The sequence below is a fragment of the Mycobacterium sp. NTMscope_Eco_3 genome, from assembly GCF_976985685.1.
Genome location: NZ_CDRJYZ010000001.1, coordinates 3,082,145 through 3,103,289 on the forward strand (window position 1 = coordinate 3,082,145; position 21,145 = coordinate 3,103,289).

Consider the following 21,145-nt stretch of genomic DNA (forward strand, 5'->3'; position numbering starts at 1 on the left):
ACTATCGCGACCAAACGTTAACGGTCCGTGAACCGCGGCGCCGCGCGAAAACTTCGACTATCGCGTTCTGGCCAGCTCCGCGATGGTGTTGACGCGCCGGACCGCGGTGGCGATCTCGTCGGCGAACTCGCGCCGGCGTCGGGCGATGTCCGGCTCCGCGACGCCGTCGACCAACTCGCGATGCCGGGCCAAGCGCAGCGCCGTCTTGAACAACTCCATCGACCGCGATTCGGCGCTGGCGATCCTGCGCTGCAGCTCCCACTGCTTGCCGACCTCGAGGCACTCGGCGAGAAACGCGTCCTCGTCGAACGATTCGTCGTCGTAGGCGGCGAGCCGGTCGGCGACGATGTGGTAGGCGTCGAGGAAGGGGCGCAGCACGAGGTGCGCCAGTAGGACGTCGGCCTTTTCCAGCAGGCCGCGCACGTCGGCCGCGCGGGCCGCCTTGCGGGTGTCTTCCACCCGCCCGATCAGGCGCACCTCGTCGGCGAGTTCCTTCTCGAACTGCGCCCGCGCCGAGAACAGAAACTCGAATTTCAGCAGCTCGCGCAGGCGCAGCGCCTCATCGCGCACAGCCGTCGGCTGAACCAGGCCCTCCACCGAGCCCTCGGCGTCTTCGACGGCGGCCAGCAGCGCGGTCTCGGCGATCGCGCGGTCGACGACGATGTGAATGGCCGCGTTGCGGTAGAACGCCGCCACCAGGTGCTGCTCGGCCCCGATACCCCAGACCGGTTCGGTGCCGGCGTCGTACACGCTGACGACGCCGGAGGCGACCAACTGGTGCAGGGTCCAGCGGATGGTCGAGCGATTCGTCAGGTCGGCGGCCCCGGCCACCGTCCAGTTGCGCGCCGCGATATAGCTCGCCAGCGGCCGCACGGTCGCCAGCACCTCACTGATGGACAGTGAGCGGTCGGCGCCCAGCAGCGCGAGGCTCACCACCGCGGTCGGGGTGACCGGCGTGGCGCGGTTGATCCGGTGCTCGACGTCCAGCGCGATGCGTTCGATCTCGGTGCTGGCGCCGGACTCCTCTGCGCGCAGCTCCTCGAGGCGCTTGCGCAGCGGCAGCGGTTCACCGAAGTCGAGGTAGGCGCGGCCGAGCCGCTCACCCTGCTGGCGCGCCAACCGGATCAGGAAGCGAAAATCTTCGGGCCGCTTCGTCGCGCCGTAGGCCTCGGTGGTCATGGCCTCCACCTCGTGCAGCTGGTCGTACACGATCGACGTCGGCACCAAATACACCTCGGGACCGTCGATTTCGTCGACCGCGTCGGCGATGTAGCGCAAAATCCCGAACACCGGCGGCCGCAGCTTGCCCGTCCTGGTCCGGCCGCCCTCGATGGACCACGTCATGTTGGCGTGGTCTTGCACCAGCTGCGCGGCGTACGCGCGCAAGACGAAGCGGTAGACGGGAATGTCTTTCGTCTGGCGCCGGATGAAGATCGTCCCGGTGCGCTTGGCCCAGGCGCCCATCGGGAAGAAGTTCAGGTTGGCGCCGCCGAACGTGAGCGCCGGCGAGAGCCGGTTGGCCTGGATCACCTCGGGCAACAACAGCCCGTCCAGATACGAGCGATGCGAAAAGGCAAACGCCAGAGTGGCTTTGCGGTCCAGCTTGCGCAGCTGGGCGATCTGATCCTCGTCGACCAGCACGTCGTAGGCCCGCATCAGCCAGCAACTGAAGCTGCGCCAGGCGCGCACCGCCCGCTCGTCCAGCGAGGGCGCCATCTCCCGCAGGTAGGACGCGGCCTCGGCGCGCACGGCGGGAAGATCGCGGCCGAGGTCGTCGGCCAGCTTGCTCAGCCGCTCGTCATACCATGGGGCGCCCAGCAATTGGGCGACCTCGGCGGGGTCGGTCGCCAGCGGTGTCGTCGACTCCTCGATGAACCCGGTGCGCTGCAACAACTTTCGCATGCCGACGCGGCCGAGCTCCCGGGCGCTGCCCGCCGGCCCGCCGATCATGCCGGCACCGTTGCGGCGTCGGAGGGCTCGTGCACCTCCGGGTGCGGGTCACGGGCGTAGAGCTGTTCGATCTCGTCGGCGTACTTCGTCATGATGGGCTTGCGCTTGAGCTTCATCGTCAGCGTGATCTCGTCGCCACCGGGCTCCCACAGCGTCGGCAGGATGCGGAACCGCTTGATCTGTTCCACCCGCGACAGTTTCGCGTTGCCCGCCGCCACCCCGGCGGCGATCTGGGCGACGACCTCCGGGTCGGCCGCCAGCGCGGCGGGTGACGCGTCGGGCAGTCCGTGTTGGGCGGCATACGGGCCAACAGAGTCGGCGTCGAAGACCATCAGCGCGGTGTTGTAGGGCCGCCCGTCGCCGATGGTGATCATCACCCCGACCATCGGGCACGCGGCCAGGATGGCGTTCTCGATGTTGGCCGGCGACATGTTCTTTCCGGCCGCGTTGATGATCAATTCCTTCTTCCGGTCCACCACCCGCAGATAGCCCTGCGCGTCGGCCTCGAGAATGTCGCCGGTGTGCAGCCACCCGTCGGCGTCGATGGCCTCGGCCGTCTTCGCCGGTTCCTTGCGGTAGCCCTTCATCACCAGCGGGCCGCGCACCAGAAACTCGCCGTCGTCGGCGATCTTGCCCTCCAGCCCGGGGAGCAGCTTGCCGACGGAGCCCAGCCGCGTGTCCTTCGGATGCGCCACGCTGGCAGCGCAACTCAGCTCCGACATGCCCCAGACCTCGCAGATCGGGATCCCGATCCCGGCAAAAAACGCCAGCGTCTCCCGCGGGATGGGCGCCGCTCCCGATACCGCCCAACGCAGTTCGCCGAAGCCCAGCCGCTCGCGCAGCTTCGACAACACCAGCTCGTCGGCCTTGGCCCATTCGGCGGCCAGCTCGTCCGGCATCGCCGCACCGGCCACCAGGACGTCGGCGCGCCGGGCGGCCACCGACATCGCCCACTGCAGCGCCTGGCGCCTGACGTCGTCCGTCTCGCTGGCGATGGTGAATTCGATTCCCGCCTTGAGCTTTTCCCATATCCGCGGCACCGCCGCCCAGACGGTGGGCCGCACGTCGGCCAGCGCGGCGGCGATGGCGCGCGGGTCGTCGACCACGGTGACCTGGGCCCCGAACACCTCCAGGGAATACAGGGCCATCATCCGGTCCGCGATGTGCGCCGGGGGGAGGTACGACGTGGTCCGATCCCCGAACCGGCTGCCGAGAACGGTGTCCAAGCCGTACGACTCGAACAGCAGGTTGGCGTGGGTCATCTCCACGCCCTTGGGGTTTCCGGTGGTCCCGGAGGTGTAGATGAGGGTGGCGACGTCGCCGAGTTGCACCGCCCGCCAGGTGGATTCGAAGTCGAAGTCCTCCTGCGCGGCGGCATAAAGGTCGTTTACCGAAAGGGTGCCGGGCGGCGAACCGTCGATGCAGACGATGTGCTCGATGGGTGCGCCGCTGGCGCGGATGCGGTCCACGTACTGCGCCTCGCAGATGGCGACCTTGGTACCGGCATTGTCGAACAGATACGTCAGCTGCTCGGCCGGCAACGTGTTGTACACCGAAAACGATGTGGCGCCGAGGTGTTGGGCGCCGATTTCGAATGGGTAGAACTCGATCCGGTTGGCCATCATCAGCGATACCGTGTCGCCCCGCCGCAGCCCCAGACCCGCCAGCCCGGCGGCGACCTGGCGCACCTGCGTCGCGAGGTCTCGCCACGTCAACGTCTGGGTGTCGCCGGGTGTGCGGAGCGCGACGGCATCCGGGTCGATCGCGGCGGTGCGCTGGAACGCCTCGCACAGGGTGGCCGGATGCGCGGCTGTCGTCATTTCCGTAGCGTACGTCGGTGGTCAGCGGGCACGGAATACATTGGCCGAAGTCTTCGGTGCGGCAACGACGCCGCTCAGGCCACCGAGTACGTTGTCGATCATGCCGTCCGATCCGGGTTTTGACGCACACGAGCTTTCCCCACTGGAGCAGACCGCGTTGCTGACCCAGTACGCGCGAGCGCTCGACAGCCGTTGGCCACGGCCCATCCTGGGCGACACGCTCGCCGACGACACCGTCCGCAAGATCGACTACGACTTCGCCGCGCTCGGCATCACCAGGAGCGTGGTGTGCCAGTCGGCCCTGCGCGCCAAGATGCTCGACGAGCGGGTCCGGGTTTTCACTGCCGCCCATCCCGATGCGGTCGTCGTGGACCTCGGCGCCGGTTTGGACACGGGCCTGTTTCGGGTCGCCCCGCCCGCCACGGTGGACTGGTACAGCGTCGACCTGCCGGGTGTCATCGCGTTGCGCGACAAGTTGCTGCCGACGAGCCGGCAGGCTCACTCGATCGTTGCATCGGTGGCCGACGAGAGCTGGCCGCACACGATCCCCGGCGATCGGCCGACCATGGTCATCGCGGACGGGCTGTTCGCGTTCTTGTCCGAGCCGGTGATCGTCGGCGTCTTCCGTCGCATCACCGAGCACTTCAACTCCGGGGAGCTGGCCTTCAACGACTACGGGCACATCGGTTGGTTCAGCCGGCTTGCGATCAAGCTGGCTCCACAGCAGATGTTCAGCCAGGTCGGTGCGCAGTGGGGCTATCCGGGCTTCAAAGACGCGCGGGTGCCGCAGACGTGGAATCCGCGGTTGACGCTGGTCGAAGAATCCAGCCTGGCGCACGCTCCTGAGGTCGAGTTGTTTCCGGGCTGGATTCGGTTGGCTACCAAGGTGTCCGGAAAGTTCAAAGCGTCTGCCCGTAAAGCGCGGATACTCCGTTACCGGTTCTAGCCGGCTCCGGCCGGTCGTGCGGTGTGAATGCCGCAGGTGCAGGCGTCTATTGAGGGGCAGGTGCAGCGCATCCCCCACTCGATGACGGCCCGGGCCCGGGCCAGCGACTCCAGCTGGGCGTCGATCTCGGCGAGTTTCGCCTCGGCGAGGGCGCGGCTGGCCGGCCGGCCCGGCGCGTCGTCGGCGAACAGGAGCTGGATTTCGTCGAGCGAGAAGCCCGCGGACTTGCACAGCGCGATCACCTCGAGCCGGGACAGAATCGAGTCGTCGTAGCGGCGCTGACCTCCCCGCCGCGTCGGCTCGGGCACCAGGCCGATCTGCTCGTAGTAGCGCAGCGTCGTCGCGGCGACCCCGGTTTCGCGGGAGATCTCTCCGATGGTGCGGCCTCCGGCCATCGCGCCTCCCGAGGATCCGATGCTTGACTTAGAGCCAACTCTAAGTCCTTGACTGTGGTTATGGCTATCCCCTCACGCCCCTCACGAGCGGACCTGGACGGTTCCCGCTACGCCCTGCTCCGGTCCTTCCGCCGCGACGGCACCCCCGTCGACACCCCGATCTGGTTCGCGTTCGACGCCGGCGGGTTGCTGTTCCGAACGAAGGTGGGCCCGAAGACGCGGCGGCTGGCCGCGCGCGGCGACGTCGAACTGGCGGCCTGCGATTACCGCGGCCGGGTGCGGGCGGGCGCACCGTCCTGGCTGGCCGGCCGCGCCACCGTCCTGTCCGGCGCCGACGCCGAGCGCGCGAACCGCGTGCTGCACCGGCGCTACGGCTGGCAGTGGAACGTCGTGCCGCTGATCAAGGTCCCGGGCGTGACCAACGTGCACCAGGATCTGTGCGTGCGCGAGAAGCTGCGGCGCGCCCGCGACCGCGCGGTGTGGCCGGACAGCGTCATCGTGCGGGTGGAGCTCACCTGAGCGTTTGCGAGCGTGCGCGTTTGTACGACGACGCGCCGTCGACGCTGTACATCGGCACCCTCATGGGAAAATGGTGAACCCTGGATGGCCCTTCGCCAGGCCACCATGTGCGGCGCGTCAGCGGGGACGAGGCGTGCCGCCGAAAGGCATTGCGCCTCGGTGGTATCGGGGCGCTGGCGTGCCAGTGGGCCCGCGTTATTCCTGCGTCGGGCACATCATCATGTCGAGCCACGTCTCGGCCGGACGTAGTTTGGATGCTCCCGCGGCAAAGATCCCCACCTCACCGCTGGGGTCAAGGAATTTGCCGGAGCTGGGGTCATAGGTGACGCCCATGGGACCCTGAGCCTGTGGCGCCGGCGATGGTGGCGGTCCAGGCACGTTGGTCGGAACCGGGTCCGGACGCTGTCCATAGGGCGGCACAACCCGGTCAGGCGGTGGGCCAAAAGGCAGTGGCGGCGGTGGCGGGCCGCCCACGGGCGGTACTTGCAACGGAAACGGCGCGATCGGCGCCGGCCCCGGCCCCGTAGGCACACCGGGTGGAAGTTGGACGACCGGTGGCCCCGGGTCATAGTCGGCGCCAGGGGGTATGAGCGGGAACTTGTTGGGCGGCAAGGTGTTCCTGGGATTCGGTACGGGCGTGTCAAGGGGTACCGGAGGCCCGCGCCACGCATTACGGCCGATGGGCACGTAGCCCTTCGGGTCGCGACACAGCTGAATCGTCGGTGCACGTTTGCCGGGAAATTCCTGGCACGGGTAATTGCGGGCGCCTCGGACAACAACTGGGTCGCTCTGCGGCACTTTGCAATACATGTCGCCTGGAATGTCCCGGACCGTTTCGTCGGCGGGCGAGCGAATCAGCGGCGCGGGGATGAACCCCACACTGCACGGCGGCGGATCCTGGAGGGCAAGCTTGAAGTCGGCGCGCGCACCTTCGTCGAAGGGAACCTGTTGAGCGATAGTGAGCAAGACGGCTGTCATCGCGGGAAAGATCACCAGCACCTGTTCGAGCGACTTTCTGTAGATGACACCGATGCGGCCGAAGTTTGCGAGATTGGCGGCCAGCATCGGGAAGTCCGGGCGGATGTCTCGCATTGTGTCGCCGACCTGGGGGGCCACCTCGGGCACGATCTGGAGCAGGTTACTGATTTGTGGGGCAGCCCCTCGGACATGTCCGGTGAAGCGGGCCGCGCCGTCGGCAAGTCTTCTGATCGCGTCGCCGCTGCGGATCTGAGTATCAAGGAACGGTCCGACTTGATCAATCAGGCCCGCGATATCGTCACCGTGGGCATTGGCCGCGTCGGCTAATAGCCGCGCTGACTGGATCAGACGTGCTAGCTCGGGTCCCGATCCGTCGAAGGCTTTGAACATGTCGTGCAACAGATCTCGCAATCGGCTTTGGCTGATCGAATCGACCAGCCGCTGCGCCTCGTGCAACAAGCCCGCAACATCCCCGTTGAGCACGGTGTGGTCACGATTGATCCGTGAGCCATCCCGCAGCCACGCCGGCGAGGGCTGATCTGGTGGTACCAGGTCGACGTACTGTTCTCCGATCGCGGAGACACTTTTGACGGTGGCGGTGACGTTGGCTGGAATATGGGCGCCTGAGCCGATGCGCAGTTGCGCATTCACGCCGTTGCGATAGGCCAGCGATACGTCGGTCACGCGGCCGACCGTGGTACCGCGGTACGCCACGTTCGCGTTCTTGTACAACCCGCCGCTGGCCGCGAAATTGGCGGTCACCGTGTACGACCCGAAGCCAAGTGCGGCCGGAATCTGCACGTAGTTGACCGCGATGATGCTTACGGTAATCACGGTGATCACGGCGAAGGTCGAGAGCTGCCACTTCTGAAGCCGGGAAAGCATTAGTGCGGCTCCTTGGCCGCAGCAGGTGAATCGTGTGTCGGCAGGCTGAAGGGATCAGCTGCTTGACCTGACAGATTTGCCAGTGCCCCGAGCAGATAATCGGGCGGGTTGACCACCTCGGCGAGATGCTTCATGTTCGGGTCCAATGCCGACGTTGTGAACAGGGTTTCCCCGAGGCGTCTGATGGTGAGGTCGAAGGTGGCGTCGATGTTCAGGAAGTCACCCCGGACGGCTTGCTTGATTCCCTTCTGCGGCAACGGGTATGTGACCAGGAGCGGCAGCGCATTAACGAGTTCGCGGGCCTTTTCTGAGAGCGCTTTCACGACCGGGTAGGCGGCTTTGACGTCCTCGGTGAAATCGCGTTTGGTTTTCGACAGGACGTTGGCGGCGATGACACCGAGTCGTCGTAGTGCATCGAATGTCGCGACAATCTGGCCACTGTCGGCGTTGAGGACGCGGAGCGCCTCGGGCACCGCCCTTAAGGCGAGATCCAACTTTCCCTTGCCGTCAGCAAGAACTGAGCTGACATGGTTCAATTTGTCGGCTGCTTCGATGATGTGATCGGTTTGGCGATCAAGCCCGGCAGCGAGCGTGGCAAGTTGGGGCAGGAAATCAGCGAACTGCTCGGTGCGTCCCGCCACCGTTTGGTAAAGCTCGTCGGTGATGTCTTGCAGCGCCCCCAAGTTGCCCTTATTGACCACGATGCTCAGTGAGGACAGCACCTCTTCGGTGGTGGGATATCTGTCGTTGCCATTCACCGGTATTACTTGACCGTTGGACAGTCGTCCGACCGCCGGTGCGGCGACGGGTCGCGACAGTTCGATGTGTTGCGAGCCGAGCAGCGAGGTTTGTGCAACCTTGACCACCGCGTTCGTCGGTAGATTCACCTGCGCATCCAACGACAACTGGACGGCAGCGCAGAAGGTTCCGTCGGGTCGTTGTTCAACGCCCATTCCCGAGATGCTGCCGACGGTGACGTCATCGACCATGACCGGGGAATTCTGCGCCAGAGTGGCGATATCGGAAAGTTCTACAGTGATTTTAAAAGAGCCGGGGCCATGCCCTGCGGTTCCAGGCATATCCAACGAATTCAGACCGCCGAACTGGCACCCGCTGAGCAACAAGCCCACCGCCGCGCACGACAGGCCACACCGTATCGCCTGCCGGCCACGCACGCGCCTTGGAGTCACTTGCATCACCGACCTCCGTCATCGATCGGGATCGGCAGGTCGGTCACTGGTCGTGGGGCACCAGGCCGCTCGCCGGCCGTTGGCGGCTGCGCCGGCGCGCCCAGCGCAGGACCCGCGTTGGGAAGCGTTCCACCGGCCGGCGGGCCGGGTTGCGCCAGGGCCGGGCCGGCATTGGCCGGTGGTCCAGATGCCGGCGGTACCAACAGGTCTTTGAGGTCGGTGTCGGGCGAAAATGATGGTGGGATCACGCCCGGCAGTGGCTGCCACTGCAGTTGCGCGATCGGGGTTCTGGCCTTCGCCTCGGTTTCTGGTGTGTCGTAAATGATTTGGCCTTTGTAGGCGTTGATGCTGTTGATCGGATGGAACATGAATGGTGGGTAGTTCACCGCCAGCCGTCTCACCACCGGCGCTATTCGCTCGCGGCAGATCTCGGCGCGCCGAAAGTATTCCGGTGTTGCGGCGGTCTCAAAGGTGCCGCAGATGAACTGCACGGGATTAGCGAAATTCGGTAGCGTGACAAGACCCGACATCGACCCCTGGGCCGGGTCATAGATGTTGTAGAAGTTGGCGAGACCGGTGGGCGCGACGTGCAAGGTCTGTTCGAGATCGTCGCCATGGTCGTTGAGTAGTTTCGTGAAACTCGCCAATTTGCTGATTTGGGCTACCAGCGGGTCATTGGTGTCTTTGAGGAAGCCTCGGACGTCGCCGAGGGCGTGGTTGAGCGCATCGAGCGCGGCGGTCAAGTCCGTTGAGCTGTCGGCTAGTACTTGACTGACGGCAGCGACGTGGTTTGCGAACTGCACAATCTGTTCATTGCTGTGCGACAGCGCATCCACGAGGATGTGCAGGTTTTTGATCGTGCCGACCATGTCGCTGCGTGAATCGCCGAGGCGCCCAGCCGCCTGGGAAAGCTCGCGTACGGCTTGCCGAAATGTGTCGCCTTGGTTGTCGAAGGTATCCGCGGCCTGGTTGACGAGTTTGGTGACGGGGCCCTGCAGAGATCCCGGCTGCGGCGCTAGCTGGGTGCTGAGTTTGGTCAGTTCATTCTTGATCTCGTCCCATTCGACAGGCACCGCTGTGCGGGCCCGGGGAATGGTGCTGTGGTCGGCCAGGATTGGCCCATGGTCATAGGTGGGCGTCAATTCGATGAACCTCGAGGCCACCAGGCTTGGGGAGATGATGATGGCCTGGGCATCCGCGGGTATTGGCACGTCGCCTCTGACACCCATCACGATCGTGGTGTATTCGGGCTCTGGTGAAATGGATTTGATGGTGCCGATCGTTACGCCGGCCACTCTGACATCGTCGCCCACATACAGGCCGACGGCCGACGAAAAATACCCGGTGACCGCGATCGTGGCTGCCCTGGGCCACAGGTGAAAGATCCCACCCCCTAACGCGAGCGCGAGCAGCGCGGCCACCACCGGCCGTGCCCGTCGCAACCTTGATGGTGAGCCCAGCCGCGTCATGGGGTCCTTGGCCTGATGATCATGCGCTCGCTGATGAAACCGCGCAGGAAGTCCGCCAGGCTTTGCGGCAGTTTGCCTGGCTGGAACACCGCATCTAGGACCATGGCTCCCACGGTCGCGGGCGGCACACCGTACGTGTTGACGCTGAAGCCCGGCCCCGACCCGACAACCTCTCCAAGCTCGGTGGAATACACCGGAAGTCGCTTCAGCGATTCGCCAATCTGGGTCTGCCGGGAGTTGAGATTGTCGAGCACAAGGTTGAGCTGTTTTAAGGTGGGCCCCAGCTGTGTGCGGTTGTCAGCGACGAAGCCCGAGATTTGCCGGGCAACCTCACGGATGCCCGAGATGAGAATTCCCAACTGCTGTCGTCGTTCGGCCAGCGCAGCAAACAGGTCGCGGCCGTCACCAATCAGCTGATTGATCTGCCCGGCCCGGTCAGCCAAAAGTTGTGACACCTGCTGCGTATGGGACAAGAGTTGACCGATACGTTCGTCACGGTTACTGATCGTCTTCGATAACGCGGTAACACCCTCAAGCGCGCTTCGTAGCTGCGGAGTGGCCTCGTGCAGGGCGTCGGTGAGCACCCCCATCGCTTGAGCCAATTGCCCGCTGTCCACCCCGCCAGCGGCCTTCGCTAAATCTTGTAACGCATTATTCAGAGTGTATGGAGTAGTGGTGCGCCCCACCGGGATTGAGGTCACCGCCCCATCCCCAGCCGGAGCGATATTGAGGGAGCGCTGGCCTAGTACCGAGTCAGCCTTGATCGACACGACCGACTGATCACCAAGTCGGACTTTACGATCAAGGTTGAAGCCGACCCGGGCCAAGCGGTGTGTTAACTCGACCGAGGTGACATGTCCAACGACGTAGCCCATGATTTGCACGTCGTCGCCTCGCTTGATACCCGCAGCATTAACGAAATACGCCTCACAACTCTTGCCGCGCGGCCATAACGGAAGTTGCCCGTACCCGATCGAGATGAGCAGCACACAGACAATCACCGTGATGCCGATCGTGCCGGTGCGCAACGCATCACGCTGGCCTCGATTTTCACTTGGCAAACGCGCACCTCCCTTTGCTCGGGTCGGGAGGACCGCCGGCGGGAATAATGATGTCGCTGCCCGCGGGCCCGTTGATCTTGATCTTGAGCGAGCAGTAATAGAAGCTGAAAAAGGATCCGTAGGCGCCCAACGAGGTCAATCGCTTGTAGTCCTCCGGCAACGGGTCTAGCACGTCATTGATGTCCTTTTTGCGCCGATCCAATTCGGTTGATAGCGGACCCAATTCATTGATAACAGCCTGCAGCGGCCGCCGAGAGCCGGACAGCATCTCGCTCAGGTCGGTTTCTGCCGATGCCAGGGGCCCAATGGCTCCCGCGATAGGTTCTCGGCCTGCAGCGAGAGTGCTTACCAACTTCTGAAGCTGGTCGACGCTGGCGCCTAACTGGCTGGTCTTGGAGTCCACGGTGCCGAGCACCTGATTCAGATTGTCGATGACCTCACCGACCAATTGATCACGCGCCGCGAGGTTTTGAGTGAATGAGCTGGTACTGGAAAGCAGGTCAGCAAGCGTTCCACCTTGGCCCTGCAGCACCGCGAGAATAGCGTTGCTGATCTCGTTCACCTTGCGCCCGTCGAGTCCTTTGAGGACGGGTTTAAGCCCGCCCAGCAATGCATCGAGATCGAGAGCCGGTTCGGTGTGCTCACGTCGAATGGTCCCCCCGGGAGGTAATTTCCTGAGCTCGCCCGGTCCAGCCGCGATCTCGAGGTAACGATTGCCCACCAAATCTTGGTAACGGACCAAGGCACGGGTCGACGTGAAAAGTTGATAGCGTTTGTCAACATCAAAAGTTACGCTGACATAGTGCTCGTGTAGTTCGATCGCTCTCACGCGGCCGACGACGATCCCCGAAATACGCACATCCTGTCCGCTTGCTAACCGCGATATCGACGTGAAATCGGCGTGATACTCTTCCGTCGAAGAAAATCTGAATTGCCCGAACGTGACTGTGAGAAGGCCGAGAACGAGCAACATCGCTACGACGAAGATCGCCACTTTTGCTTTCAGATGTCGCGTCCTCATCATCAGTAGTCGTCACGCTCTGCGAAGGAACCATGGAAGAGGAACTGCAGGGTTGACGGTGCGTCGATCTGCATTTCGGTGTTGGGCTGATACGGAACGTAGGCGTTATCAGTCACCAGAAACGGTGTCTTGTACCAAGAGCCGCTGCCCTGCTTGGTCGGCAAGTTGGGCAGCCCGCGACAGTTCGGACCGCCGGAAGCATTGACGATCGGCAGGCTTTCAGGATAGGTGTAGCTCGGCGCCCCGGGAAGCACTGCCGCGCTGACAAAAAGGGACGCTTTTGTGACCCCGAGATAGGGTCCAAATCGTCCTATCGCGTCGGACAACGCGGTGAGCAGACAGCCGTACTCCGGTGAGTAGTCGTGGAGAACATTTAGCGGCGCCCGAAAACGTTGTATTGCAGCGATGTAGGAGTCGGCGGCCGGTGCCAATGTCTGCTCGCCCTCGTCGGCCACCCCCGCGGCCGCCAAAAGCGACTCCGTCAGATCTTTCTGCTGGCGCACGATGGTGTTGCTGATCGTGGGAACGTTATCCATCGTCGTGACGAGAGCGGGCGCGGCGTCAGCGTAAACGTTGGCAGTGTAAGCCGCACGATCAAGGTCGGATTGCAGCGCGCCCATTCGCGGATTGACCTTGGCCAAAAGGGAATTCAGGTCAGTGGTCAACGCACCTAAGTTGTTTCCGTTGTCACGTAATCCTTCACCGAGTGCCGCCAGTGTCGCATTCAGTGCCACCGGATCGATCTTGTGGAGAGTGTTGAGCAGCGTCTCGAACAACGAATTGACTTCTACCGCCACCGCAGCCGCCGTGAACCGCGCTCCCGCCGCCACCGCGCCGGCCGCGGGGTGGGCAGGTTCAAGAAACTCCACGGACTTGGCGCCGAATACAGTTGTGCTGGCTATGCGGACCGTCGAATTCGAAGGGATGAACGCTAGCTGGTCACGGCGAACAGCAAGGATGAGCTCGGCGTGTTCGCCGTCATATCGGATGCCCGTCACCTTGCCGACCTGAACACCCAAATACTTGACCTTTGCATCGCGTTCCATGACCAGCCCCGCCCGGGGCGCAGTCACGGTAACCATTGCGACGTCAGTGAATGCGTCACTGTAAGCCAAGTACGTAAACACGCAATAGGCTGACAGTGCCGCAGCGGCAATTACCGCAGCGACCCGGGTCGCACGACGTCGACGCTTTTCTTGCAGCACTGCACCCCCCGTCAATTCCTCATCGCGCGACAGGCCTGGCCGCCATCGGCCGTCTGCGGTTGGGCCCCGATCAAGCACGAATACCGATCGCAGGCCATCGAGCGTTTCACACCTGACGCCTCAGATCAGTTATTGGCCTTTCAGTAATCTCAGTTCGATCGCACCCCTAGGGTGGTCTCGAAAACATCTGTAGCAGACCAAATTTCGTTATGCCATCGACGAAACACAGTATTGATTCGCCCTCCGCGGCCAACAGGAGGAATCGTGCTCCCGCGACCTGTGCGTGGGCGGATCGAGGGCGACAGTGGTGTTAGGTCTGAGCGTGACCACATGATTGCGCCTATCCGTGGGTCGACTGTGTTAGCGTCAACAGATACTTCATATTATGAAGTTAATCTGTGTGTGTCAACGGAGGTGTTGAATGAAGCGAGCACGGGCGACGAAGGATCTCGCCGCGCCGGAGCCAGCCGACTATGTCGTCGTGGGGTCCGGTAGCGCAGGGGCGATCGTCGCCCGGCGCCTCGCCGACACCGGCGCCGAGGTCACCCTGATCGAGTCGGGACGCCAGCGGCGCGGCCCGCTGGTCACGGTCCCGGGCATGTGTGGGGCCATTCACGCGGCTACGGCCTTGCAGCGGTTGGTCACCTGGCCGGCGTATAGCGTCCCGCAACGACATATGAAGGGCCGCAAGCTTCCCCAGTCTCACGGCCGGATACTCGGCGGCGACAGCGTGATCAACGGGATGGCGTTTGTACGCGGAAACCGGCAGAACTACGACGACTGGGCGGCGGACGGGGCAAAGGGCTGGGGGTTCTCCGAAGTGCTGCCCTCCTTCCGGCGAATGGAGAGTTTCGAGGACGGTCCCAGCGATCTGCGCGGCGGATACGGCCCGATTGCGGTGGAACGGGCCACCGGCCTGGCGAGTGTCACCAAAAGCTACATGGTCGCGCTGGCGGCGACCGCCGGCGTCGGGATGAACGACGACTACAACGGTGCGCAGCAGGCCGGAGTGGCGCCGCTTCAGCAGAGCGCGGGCGCCGGCCGAAGAGTGGGCACCGATCGTGGATACCTATGGGACGCTCCGCCGAATCTGCGGGTGCTCACCGGCGCAACCGCGACCCGGGTGATAGTGGAAAACGGTCGGGCGGTGGGAGTGGAGTTAGTCACGGGCCGCAACCGGCGACCGACAGCTCCTGCGCACGCGGGCAGCGAGGTGATCGTCAGTGCCGGATCTTTTGGTTCGCCGCGACTGCTGATGCTCTCCGGCGTCGGCCCTGCAGCCCACTTGCGTGAGCATGGAATCACCGTGATAGCCGACCTGCCGGTCGGTGACAACCTGCACGATCATCTGTTCGTGCCGATGTGCTACCGGGCATCCGGCGGGCGAAGTTCCTCGCCACTGAGTTTCGCCGGAGCGGCGGTCCGCGAATGCGTGCGTCCACGCTCAACGTATCTGGCGCATACCCTGTTTGAGGCCGTGGGCTTCGTCGGCAGCGGAGTGCGGGGCACCGACGTCCCGGACTTGCAGATGTTCATCCTACCGATGGGCTATCCCGAGAATCAGGACAGGCCGGGTCTGCACTTGGCCGCCGATTCGTCACCGGCGTTAACGCTCATGCCGACGATGATCTATCCGGAGAGCCGGGGAACCGTGCGCCTGGCCTCGACAGATCCGTTCACCGCTCCCCTCATCGATCCCAACTACCTGGCCGAACCCCGAGATCTGGCGACCCTGGTGGCCGGTATGGAGCTGGTTCGGGAGACGTTGGCACACAAGGTGATCGCACGCGAGGTCGGTCGTGAGGTGTTGCCCGGTTCCGGCCAGAATGGGGCCGACCTCGCGGAATTCGTGCGACGAAACGCTTCGGGTGTGTATCACCCGGTCGGGACGTGCCGGATGGGCACCGACGAACGCGCGGTTGTCGATCCCGCGCTACGGGTACGGGGCGTGGCGGGACTACGCGTGGCCGACGCATCGATCATGCCGAGCATCGTCGGAGGGAATACGAATGCCGCGGCGATGATGATCGGAGAACGGGCCGCCGAACTGATCATCGGCGCTTGATACTCGTCGGTTGATGGGCGCCGGTCGCGGACCGCCCAGGGGGTAGAACGCATTCGTCAGTGCTCATGCGGTGAGTTCGCCAACACGTCCGAATCCCCGCCAGAATCGAAACCCCTTGCCGCAAAGCCCCTTCGCCGTTTCCCGGCCTCGCGCCACGGGGCTCACTTGGAATTGCAGCGGTCGGACTGCACCACGATGTCTCTTGGTCGACCTTCCGGTTGCGCAATCTGCCACGAACTGGCCTTCCCGGCGGTGAATGGCCCTGGGGCTCCTTGAGATTGGTAGTAGCCGCGCGGATCCCAGGTCTTCGCCTGTGGGTACGGCCACGGGCAGGCGACAGTGGACGCTGCGCCAGTCGCACGGACCAACCAAAACGTTGAGCTGAATGTGATCATCGCAATATTCACGACGATCGCCATCACCAGAAAGGTAGCCAACGTGGGGCGGCTCGCATGCAGGCGCAGTCGCTGTGCAATCTTTTCGGCCTGGGATCTTCCGGTGTCGTCGCGATAGAGCAGAATCGATGCCGGGATCATGACAATCGTGATGAGCGCGCTAGCCATCATCAGGGGGAACTGGCTGTTCTTGCCAGCGTCGATCGAGCCGAACTCGATGACGTGGCTGTATGTGAGGAACTGGGCTTGGGTCAGGAGGATCTCTTGAGCAGCGTCCCAGATGGCGCCGATGACGAACGTCAGCACGGCTATTGAGATCAGCGGATGGCGCCAGACGAGGGCTCCCGGATCGCTGCGGCGTTGCATGGCCCGCAGGATGGGCATGGCCAGGAAGTAGGGAAGGAGGACATAGGGCGCGTAAATGAACGATGTCAGCGGTTCGATGATCGGAGAGATGTTGAGCCACGGCCAATTTCGGGGAAAGTGCCAAAGATTTGGGTTGTAGACCAGGCCGATTGCCCAGTTGTTGATCGGGTCCCACCAAAACAGGGTGCTGGTAGCGAGGGTCATAAGTATGACCGGGTGTCCGGGATGACGCCTCCAGACGAGAACCGACGCGACGATTGTGCCAGCGGCGAGCAGAGCGCCCAATATCTGTCCGCACGCAAGCCAGTCGAAGGGGTGTAACAGTGGCTGTACCGGCGGCGGCTTGCCCACGCCGTCCGGATTCGCGTTGTCGGTCGACACCGGTCCGTGCTTGTCTGCGGTCACCAGAATGACGACCGCCAGCGCGGCCACGATCACCCAACCGAGTAGGACCTGCCAGGACGAAGCGGCACGGGGGCGCTTGGTCCGGCTGGCGGTCGCGGGCTCCTCGACAGGAACTGATGGCTTCATTGCACTCCTCGCCGTATCCGTGCGACCTCGTGACGCGTGAGGCGAACATCGCCTCGGGTGAAGATTAACCCAGATTATTCATATAATGAAATATTATCTTGAGCCGCTGTCAGACGGCGAGGCGGTAGCGTATGGCGTCGTGACCGACGCCATTAGGCCTGCCGACGACGCCGACATCGTCGACTTTCTTGGAGCGGTGATGGACGTCCAACGTATGATTGCGACCCTCACCATGCCGGTGGCCGATGAGTATGGAATCTCTGAACGCGCCCTGGGCATCATCTTTCTGGTCCACGCCGGGCTCGATCGCCCCAGCTCGCTGAGCGAATATCTCAACGTGCTGCCGAGTACCATCACCGCGGACATCGACAAGCTCGCCGCCGCGGATCTGTTGCGACGGACGGCATCGAATGTCGACAAGCGGGTCACCCGCATCCGGGTGACGCCGCGCGGTATGCGCCTGCAAAAGGAGTCGTTGCGCCAGCTGCATGAGTTCTTCCGGGCCAAGGCGGCCAGCGTGACTCTCAGAGAGCTCCAAGCCTGCATCGTTACGCTGCGCAAGCTCAGCGGTGTTTCGGAGTCGCCAGTTCCAAATCCGCTGCGGAAGACCGACGACGCGTAACCGTCAGCCCGCGAGCGCGCGTGTTTGTACACCGACACGCCGTAAACCGCGTACATATGAGCACCTTCGCGGCGGAGCGGGGCGCTGAACCGCGACCCGCTAGCCCCCTAGGCAGCCCGGGCCGAGTAGCTCCTTGAGGTCCCCCATCAACGCCGGCGACGGCGTCACCCGAAGCGACGCATCGAGTTCCAGCGTGGTGATCCGGTCCCCGCTGATCAGCCGCAGGTGTACCTGCGAGGTGCCCGGGTGCCGCGCCAGCACCTGCTTGAGCGCGCTGACCTTGTCGATGGTGCACTGCCGGGTGGGCAGGCTGACGGCGATCGGCCGGTTCACCTGGGCGGTGGAAAAGTCCGGCACCACAAGCTCGTTGGCGATCAGGCTGATGCGGTCGTCGCGGATGGCCACCTTGGCGTTGATCAGCACGACGGTGTCGTCGGCGATGTCGGCGCCGTAGCTCGAGTACGCGTGCGGGAAGAACATCACCTCGATGCCACCGGTGAGGTCCTCCAATTGCGCTGACGCCCAGGGCATCCCGTTCTTGTTGACCCGCCGGTTGACCGACGCGAGGATGCCGCCCACCCGCACCTGGGTCTCGTTGGGCACGTCGCCGTCGAGGATGGCCGGGATCTGGGTGTCGACCTGGGCGGCCAGCAGGTGCGCCACCCCGTTGAGCGGATGCCCGGACACGTAGAGGCCCAGCATCTCCCGCTCCAGCGCGAGCTTGTGCTTGTCCTCCCACTCGTCGTCGGGCACCTTGATGGTGAACACCGCTTCGGTGCACCCGTCGTCGCCGCCGAACAGGTCGAATTGGCCGATCGCCTCGGCCTTCTTGGTGCCCAGCACCGAATCGACCGCGTCGGTGTGCACCAGGAACAGGCCCTTGCGGGCGTGGCCGAGCGAGTCGAAGGCGCCGGCCTTGATCAGCGACTCGGTGACCTTCTTGTTGCAGGCCGCGATGTCGATCTTGTTCAGGTAGTCCGAGAAGTCGGTGAACTTGCCCTTGCCGTTGCGGGTGCCGATCAGCGAACCCACCACGTTGGCGCCGACATTGCGCACCGCGCCCAGCCCGAAGCGGATGTCCGTTCCAACCGAGGCGAAGTTCACCAGCGACTCGTTGACGTCGGGCGGCAATACCGTGATGCCCAGCTTGCGGCAGTCGGCCAGGTAGACGGCGGCCTTGTCCTTGTCGTCGCCCACCGAGGTCAACAGCCCGGCCATGTACTCGGCCGGATAGTTGGCCTTCAGGTAGGCGGTCCAATACGAGACCAGGCCGTAGCCGGCCGCGTGCGATTTGTTGAACGCATACCCGGCGAAGGGAAGGATGGTGTCCCACAACGCCTTCACCGCTTTTTCGGAGAATCCGTTGGCGGTCATGCCCTCGTAGAAGCCCTTGTACTCGGCCTCGAGCACCTCGAGCTTCTTCTTGCCCATCGCCTTGCGCAACGCGTCGGCCTTGCCCATGGTGTAGGAGGCGACCTTTTGGGCGATGAACATGATCTGCTCTTGGTAGACGATCAAACCGTAAGTCTCGGAGAGGATTTCGCGCAGCGGCTCCTCGAGCTCCGGGTGGATCGGCTTGATCGGCTGGCGACCGTTCTTGCGGTCGGCGTAGTCGTTGTGGGCGTTCATGCCCATCGGCCCGGGGCGGTACAGCGCCAGCACCGCGACGATGTCGTTGAACTCGGTGGGCTGCATGCGGCGCAGCAGGTCGCGCATCGGCCCGCCGTCGAGCTGGAACACGCCCAGGGTGTCGCCGCGGCCCAGCAGCTCGTAGGTGGGTTTGTCGTCGAGCGGCACGGATTCCAGGTCGAGGTCAATTCCCCTGTTGGCCTTGATGTTATCCAGGGCGTCGCCGATGATCGTCAGGTTGCGCAGGCCCAGGAAGTCCATCTTCAGCAGGCCGATGGCCTCACACGACGGGTAGTCCCAGCCGGTGATGATGGCCCCGTCCTGCGGGCGCTTCCACAGCGGGATGGCCTCGGTCAGCGGCTCGCTGCTCATGATCACCGCGCACGCGTGCACCCCGGCGTTGCGGATCAGGCCTTCCAGGCCGCGGGCGGTCTGGTAGATGGTGCGGACGTCGGGGTCGGTTTCGATCAGGCCGCGGACCTCGGCGGCCTCCTTGTACCGCTCGTGGGCGGGATCGGTGATCCCCGACAGCGGAATGTCCTTCGCCATGATCGGCGGCGGCAGCGCCTTGGTGATCCGGTCGGCGATGGCGAAGCCGGGCTGGCCGTAATGGATTCGCGCCGAGTCCTTCAGGGCCGCTTTGGTTTTGATGGTGCCGAAGGTGATGACCTGCGCGACGCGGTCGGAGCCCCACTTGTCGGCGGCGTAGCGCACCATTTCGCCGCGACGACGGTCGTCGAAGTCGATGTCGATGTCGGGCGCCGACGGACGTTCCGGGTTGAGGAACCGCTCGAACAGCAGGCCGTGCGGAATGGGGTCGATGTTGGTGATGCCCAGCGCGTAGGCCACCAGCGAGCCGGCCGCCGAACCACGCCCCGGCCCCACCCGGATGTCGACAGACCGGGCGTAGTTGATCAGGTCGGCGACGATCAGGAAGTACGACGGGAAACCCTTGTCGCAGATGACCTTGATCTCGTACTCGGCCCGGTCGATGTAGTCCTGGCCGACGCCGGACGGGAAGCGGCGCGCCAGCCCGGCCATCACCTCGTGGTGCAGCCAGCTCGCCTGGTCGTGCCCCTCGGGCACCGGGAAGATCGGCATCCGGTCGCGCGGCGCCCAGACCTCGTCGTAGGGCTGCACCCGCTCGGCGATGAGCAGGGTGGAGTCGCAGGCGCCGGGGACCTCGTCGTCCCAGATCCGGCGCATCTCGGCGGCCGACTTCAGGTAGTAGCCGTCGCCGTCGAACTTGAATCGGTTGGGGTCCGAGAGGGTCTTGCCGGTCTGCACGCACAACAGCGCCTCGTGGTTGTGGGCGGCGTCGCGGGTGACGTAGTGGCAGTCGTTGGTGGCCAGCGGCGGGATGCCCAGCTTGCGGCCGATCTCGAGCAGCCCTTCGCGGACCCGCTGCTCGATGGACAGCCCGTGGTCCATCAGCTCGAGGAAGTAGTTGTCGGCGCCGAAGATCTCGCGCCACTTGGCGGCCGACTCCAGCGCCTCGCGGTCATGGCCCAGGCGAAGTCGGGTCTGCACCTCCCCCGAGGGGCAGCCGGTGGTGGCGATGATGCCCTCGGCGTGCTCGGCGATGATCTCGGCGTCCATTCGCGACCACTTGCCGAGCTGGCCCTCGAACGACGCCAGCGAGGTCAGCTTGAACAGGTTGCGCAGGCCGGTGGCGTTCTCGGCCACCATGGTCAGGTGCGTGTACGAGCCGCTGCCCGACACGTCGTCGGACTTCTGGCCGGGGTCACCCCACAGGATCCGCCGGGTGTCGAAGCGCGACGCCGGCGCGATGTAGGCCTCGACGCCGATGATCGGCTTGATCCCCGCTTTGGCGGCGGCGTTGTAGAACTCGCTGGCGCCGAACATGTTTCCGTGGTCGGTCATCCCGACCGCGGGCATTTGCAGCCGGTCCACCTCGGCGAGCATCGGCGTGATCTTCGCGGCACCGTCCAACATCGAATACTCGGTGTGGTTATGCAGGTGCACGAAGGACGAGTGGTTCATAGGGACGCCAGTCTATGACCGCCGACCGACACGAGTTGGGCGTGTCGCCGCGTGTGTCACGGATGATTTCGGTGGCGACCCGCCGCGCCCGGCT

General features: G+C 64.3%; 15 protein-coding genes. 4 read left to right on the forward strand and 11 right to left on the reverse strand.

All coding sequences use genetic code 11. From position 1 onward, the window contains the following. Positions 1-57 precede the first annotated feature (57 nt). Complete coding sequence (locus AC0KTM_RS14100; protein WP_225329704.1) at positions 58-1,950, reverse strand: lysophospholipid acyltransferase; 1,893 nt, start codon at positions 1,948-1,950, stop codon at positions 58-60. Beyond that, positions 1,947-3,770: a fatty acid--CoA ligase FadD11 gene (gene fadD11 / locus AC0KTM_RS14105; RefSeq protein ID WP_225329705.1), complete on the reverse strand. Its 1,824-nt coding sequence runs from the start codon at positions 3,768-3,770 to the stop codon at positions 1,947-1,949. The genes AC0KTM_RS14100 and fadD11 overlap by 4 nt, the downstream gene beginning before the upstream one ends. Before the next feature lie 100 nt (positions 3,771-3,870). Here fadD11 and AC0KTM_RS14110 point away from each other — a divergent pair, with 100 nt between their 5' ends. Beyond that, complete coding sequence (locus AC0KTM_RS14110; RefSeq protein ID WP_225329706.1) at positions 3,871-4,716, forward strand: class I SAM-dependent methyltransferase; 846 nt, start codon at positions 3,871-3,873, stop codon at positions 4,714-4,716. On the opposite strand, the gene AC0KTM_RS14115 is transcribed toward AC0KTM_RS14110, so the two are convergent. Then, positions 4,713-5,111, reverse strand: a complete 399-nt coding sequence (locus AC0KTM_RS14115; RefSeq protein ID WP_225329707.1) for a helix-turn-helix domain-containing protein — start codon at positions 5,109-5,111, stop codon at positions 4,713-4,715. The genes AC0KTM_RS14110 and AC0KTM_RS14115 overlap by 4 nt on opposite strands. A gap of 60 nt (positions 5,112-5,171) precedes the next feature. Between AC0KTM_RS14115 and AC0KTM_RS14120 the strand changes: the two genes are divergently transcribed. Beyond that, positions 5,172-5,630, forward strand: a complete 459-nt coding sequence (locus tag AC0KTM_RS14120) for a PPOX class F420-dependent oxidoreductase (protein WP_225329708.1) — start codon at positions 5,172-5,174, stop codon at positions 5,628-5,630. A gap of 195 nt (positions 5,631-5,825) precedes the next feature. On the opposite strand, the gene AC0KTM_RS14125 is transcribed toward AC0KTM_RS14120, so the two are convergent. The 6 genes from AC0KTM_RS14125 to AC0KTM_RS14150 are packed head-to-tail and all read right to left on the reverse strand — an operon-like array spanning position 5,826 to position 13,439. Then, positions 5,826-7,493 (reverse strand): MCE family protein, encoded by a 1,668-nt coding sequence (locus tag AC0KTM_RS14125; RefSeq protein ID WP_238956189.1) that lies wholly within the window; start codon positions 7,491-7,493, stop codon positions 5,826-5,828. Further along, the gene (locus AC0KTM_RS14130; protein ID WP_238956190.1) at positions 7,493-8,689 is read right to left on the reverse strand and encodes an MCE family protein; all 1,197 of its coding nucleotides are present in this window, start codon (positions 8,687-8,689) and stop codon (positions 7,493-7,495) included. Before AC0KTM_RS14130 ends, AC0KTM_RS14125 begins: the two co-directional genes overlap by 1 nt. Then, entirely contained in the window at positions 8,689-10,152 is a 1,464-nt protein-coding gene (locus AC0KTM_RS14135; RefSeq protein ID WP_238956191.1) for an MCE family protein, read from the reverse strand. Before AC0KTM_RS14135 ends, AC0KTM_RS14130 begins: the two co-directional genes overlap by 1 nt. Continuing rightward, positions 10,149-11,180: an MCE family protein gene (locus AC0KTM_RS14140; protein ID WP_472415892.1), complete on the reverse strand. Its 1,032-nt coding sequence runs from the start codon at positions 11,178-11,180 to the stop codon at positions 10,149-10,151. The genes AC0KTM_RS14135 and AC0KTM_RS14140 overlap by 4 nt, the downstream gene beginning before the upstream one ends. 22 nt (positions 11,181-11,202) lie before the next feature. After that, positions 11,203-12,234: an MCE family protein gene (locus tag AC0KTM_RS14145; protein ID WP_374109798.1), complete on the reverse strand. Its 1,032-nt coding sequence runs from the start codon at positions 12,232-12,234 to the stop codon at positions 11,203-11,205. A 2-nt stretch (positions 12,235-12,236) separates the two neighbouring features. Then, on the reverse strand, positions 12,237-13,439 hold the full coding sequence (locus tag AC0KTM_RS14150; protein WP_225330618.1) for an MCE family protein: 1,203 nt from the start codon (positions 13,437-13,439) through the stop codon (positions 12,237-12,239). Between the two features lie 421 nt (positions 13,440-13,860). Here AC0KTM_RS14150 and AC0KTM_RS14155 point away from each other — a divergent pair, with 421 nt between their 5' ends. Next, complete coding sequence (locus AC0KTM_RS14155; RefSeq protein WP_238956193.1) at positions 13,861-15,504, forward strand: GMC family oxidoreductase; 1,644 nt, start codon at positions 13,861-13,863, stop codon at positions 15,502-15,504. Positions 15,505-15,665: 161 nt separating this feature from the next. On the opposite strand, the gene AC0KTM_RS14160 is transcribed toward AC0KTM_RS14155, so the two are convergent. Continuing rightward, the gene (locus AC0KTM_RS14160; protein ID WP_238956194.1) at positions 15,666-16,796 is read right to left on the reverse strand and encodes a spirocyclase AveC family protein; all 1,131 of its coding nucleotides are present in this window, start codon (positions 16,794-16,796) and stop codon (positions 15,666-15,668) included. A gap of 85 nt (positions 16,797-16,881) precedes the next feature. Here AC0KTM_RS14160 and AC0KTM_RS14165 point away from each other — a divergent pair, with 85 nt between their 5' ends. Beyond that, positions 16,882-17,418, forward strand: coding sequence for a MarR family winged helix-turn-helix transcriptional regulator (locus tag AC0KTM_RS14165; RefSeq protein ID WP_238956195.1), 537 nt, complete (start codon positions 16,882-16,884; stop codon positions 17,416-17,418). Positions 17,419-17,517: 99 nt separating this feature from the next. Here AC0KTM_RS14165 and dnaE read toward each other — a convergent pair whose 3' ends face one another. Beyond that, the gene (dnaE, locus tag AC0KTM_RS14170; protein WP_238956196.1) at positions 17,518-21,051 is read right to left on the reverse strand and encodes a DNA polymerase III subunit alpha; all 3,534 of its coding nucleotides are present in this window, start codon (positions 21,049-21,051) and stop codon (positions 17,518-17,520) included. Positions 21,052-21,145: the final 94 nt, after the last annotated feature.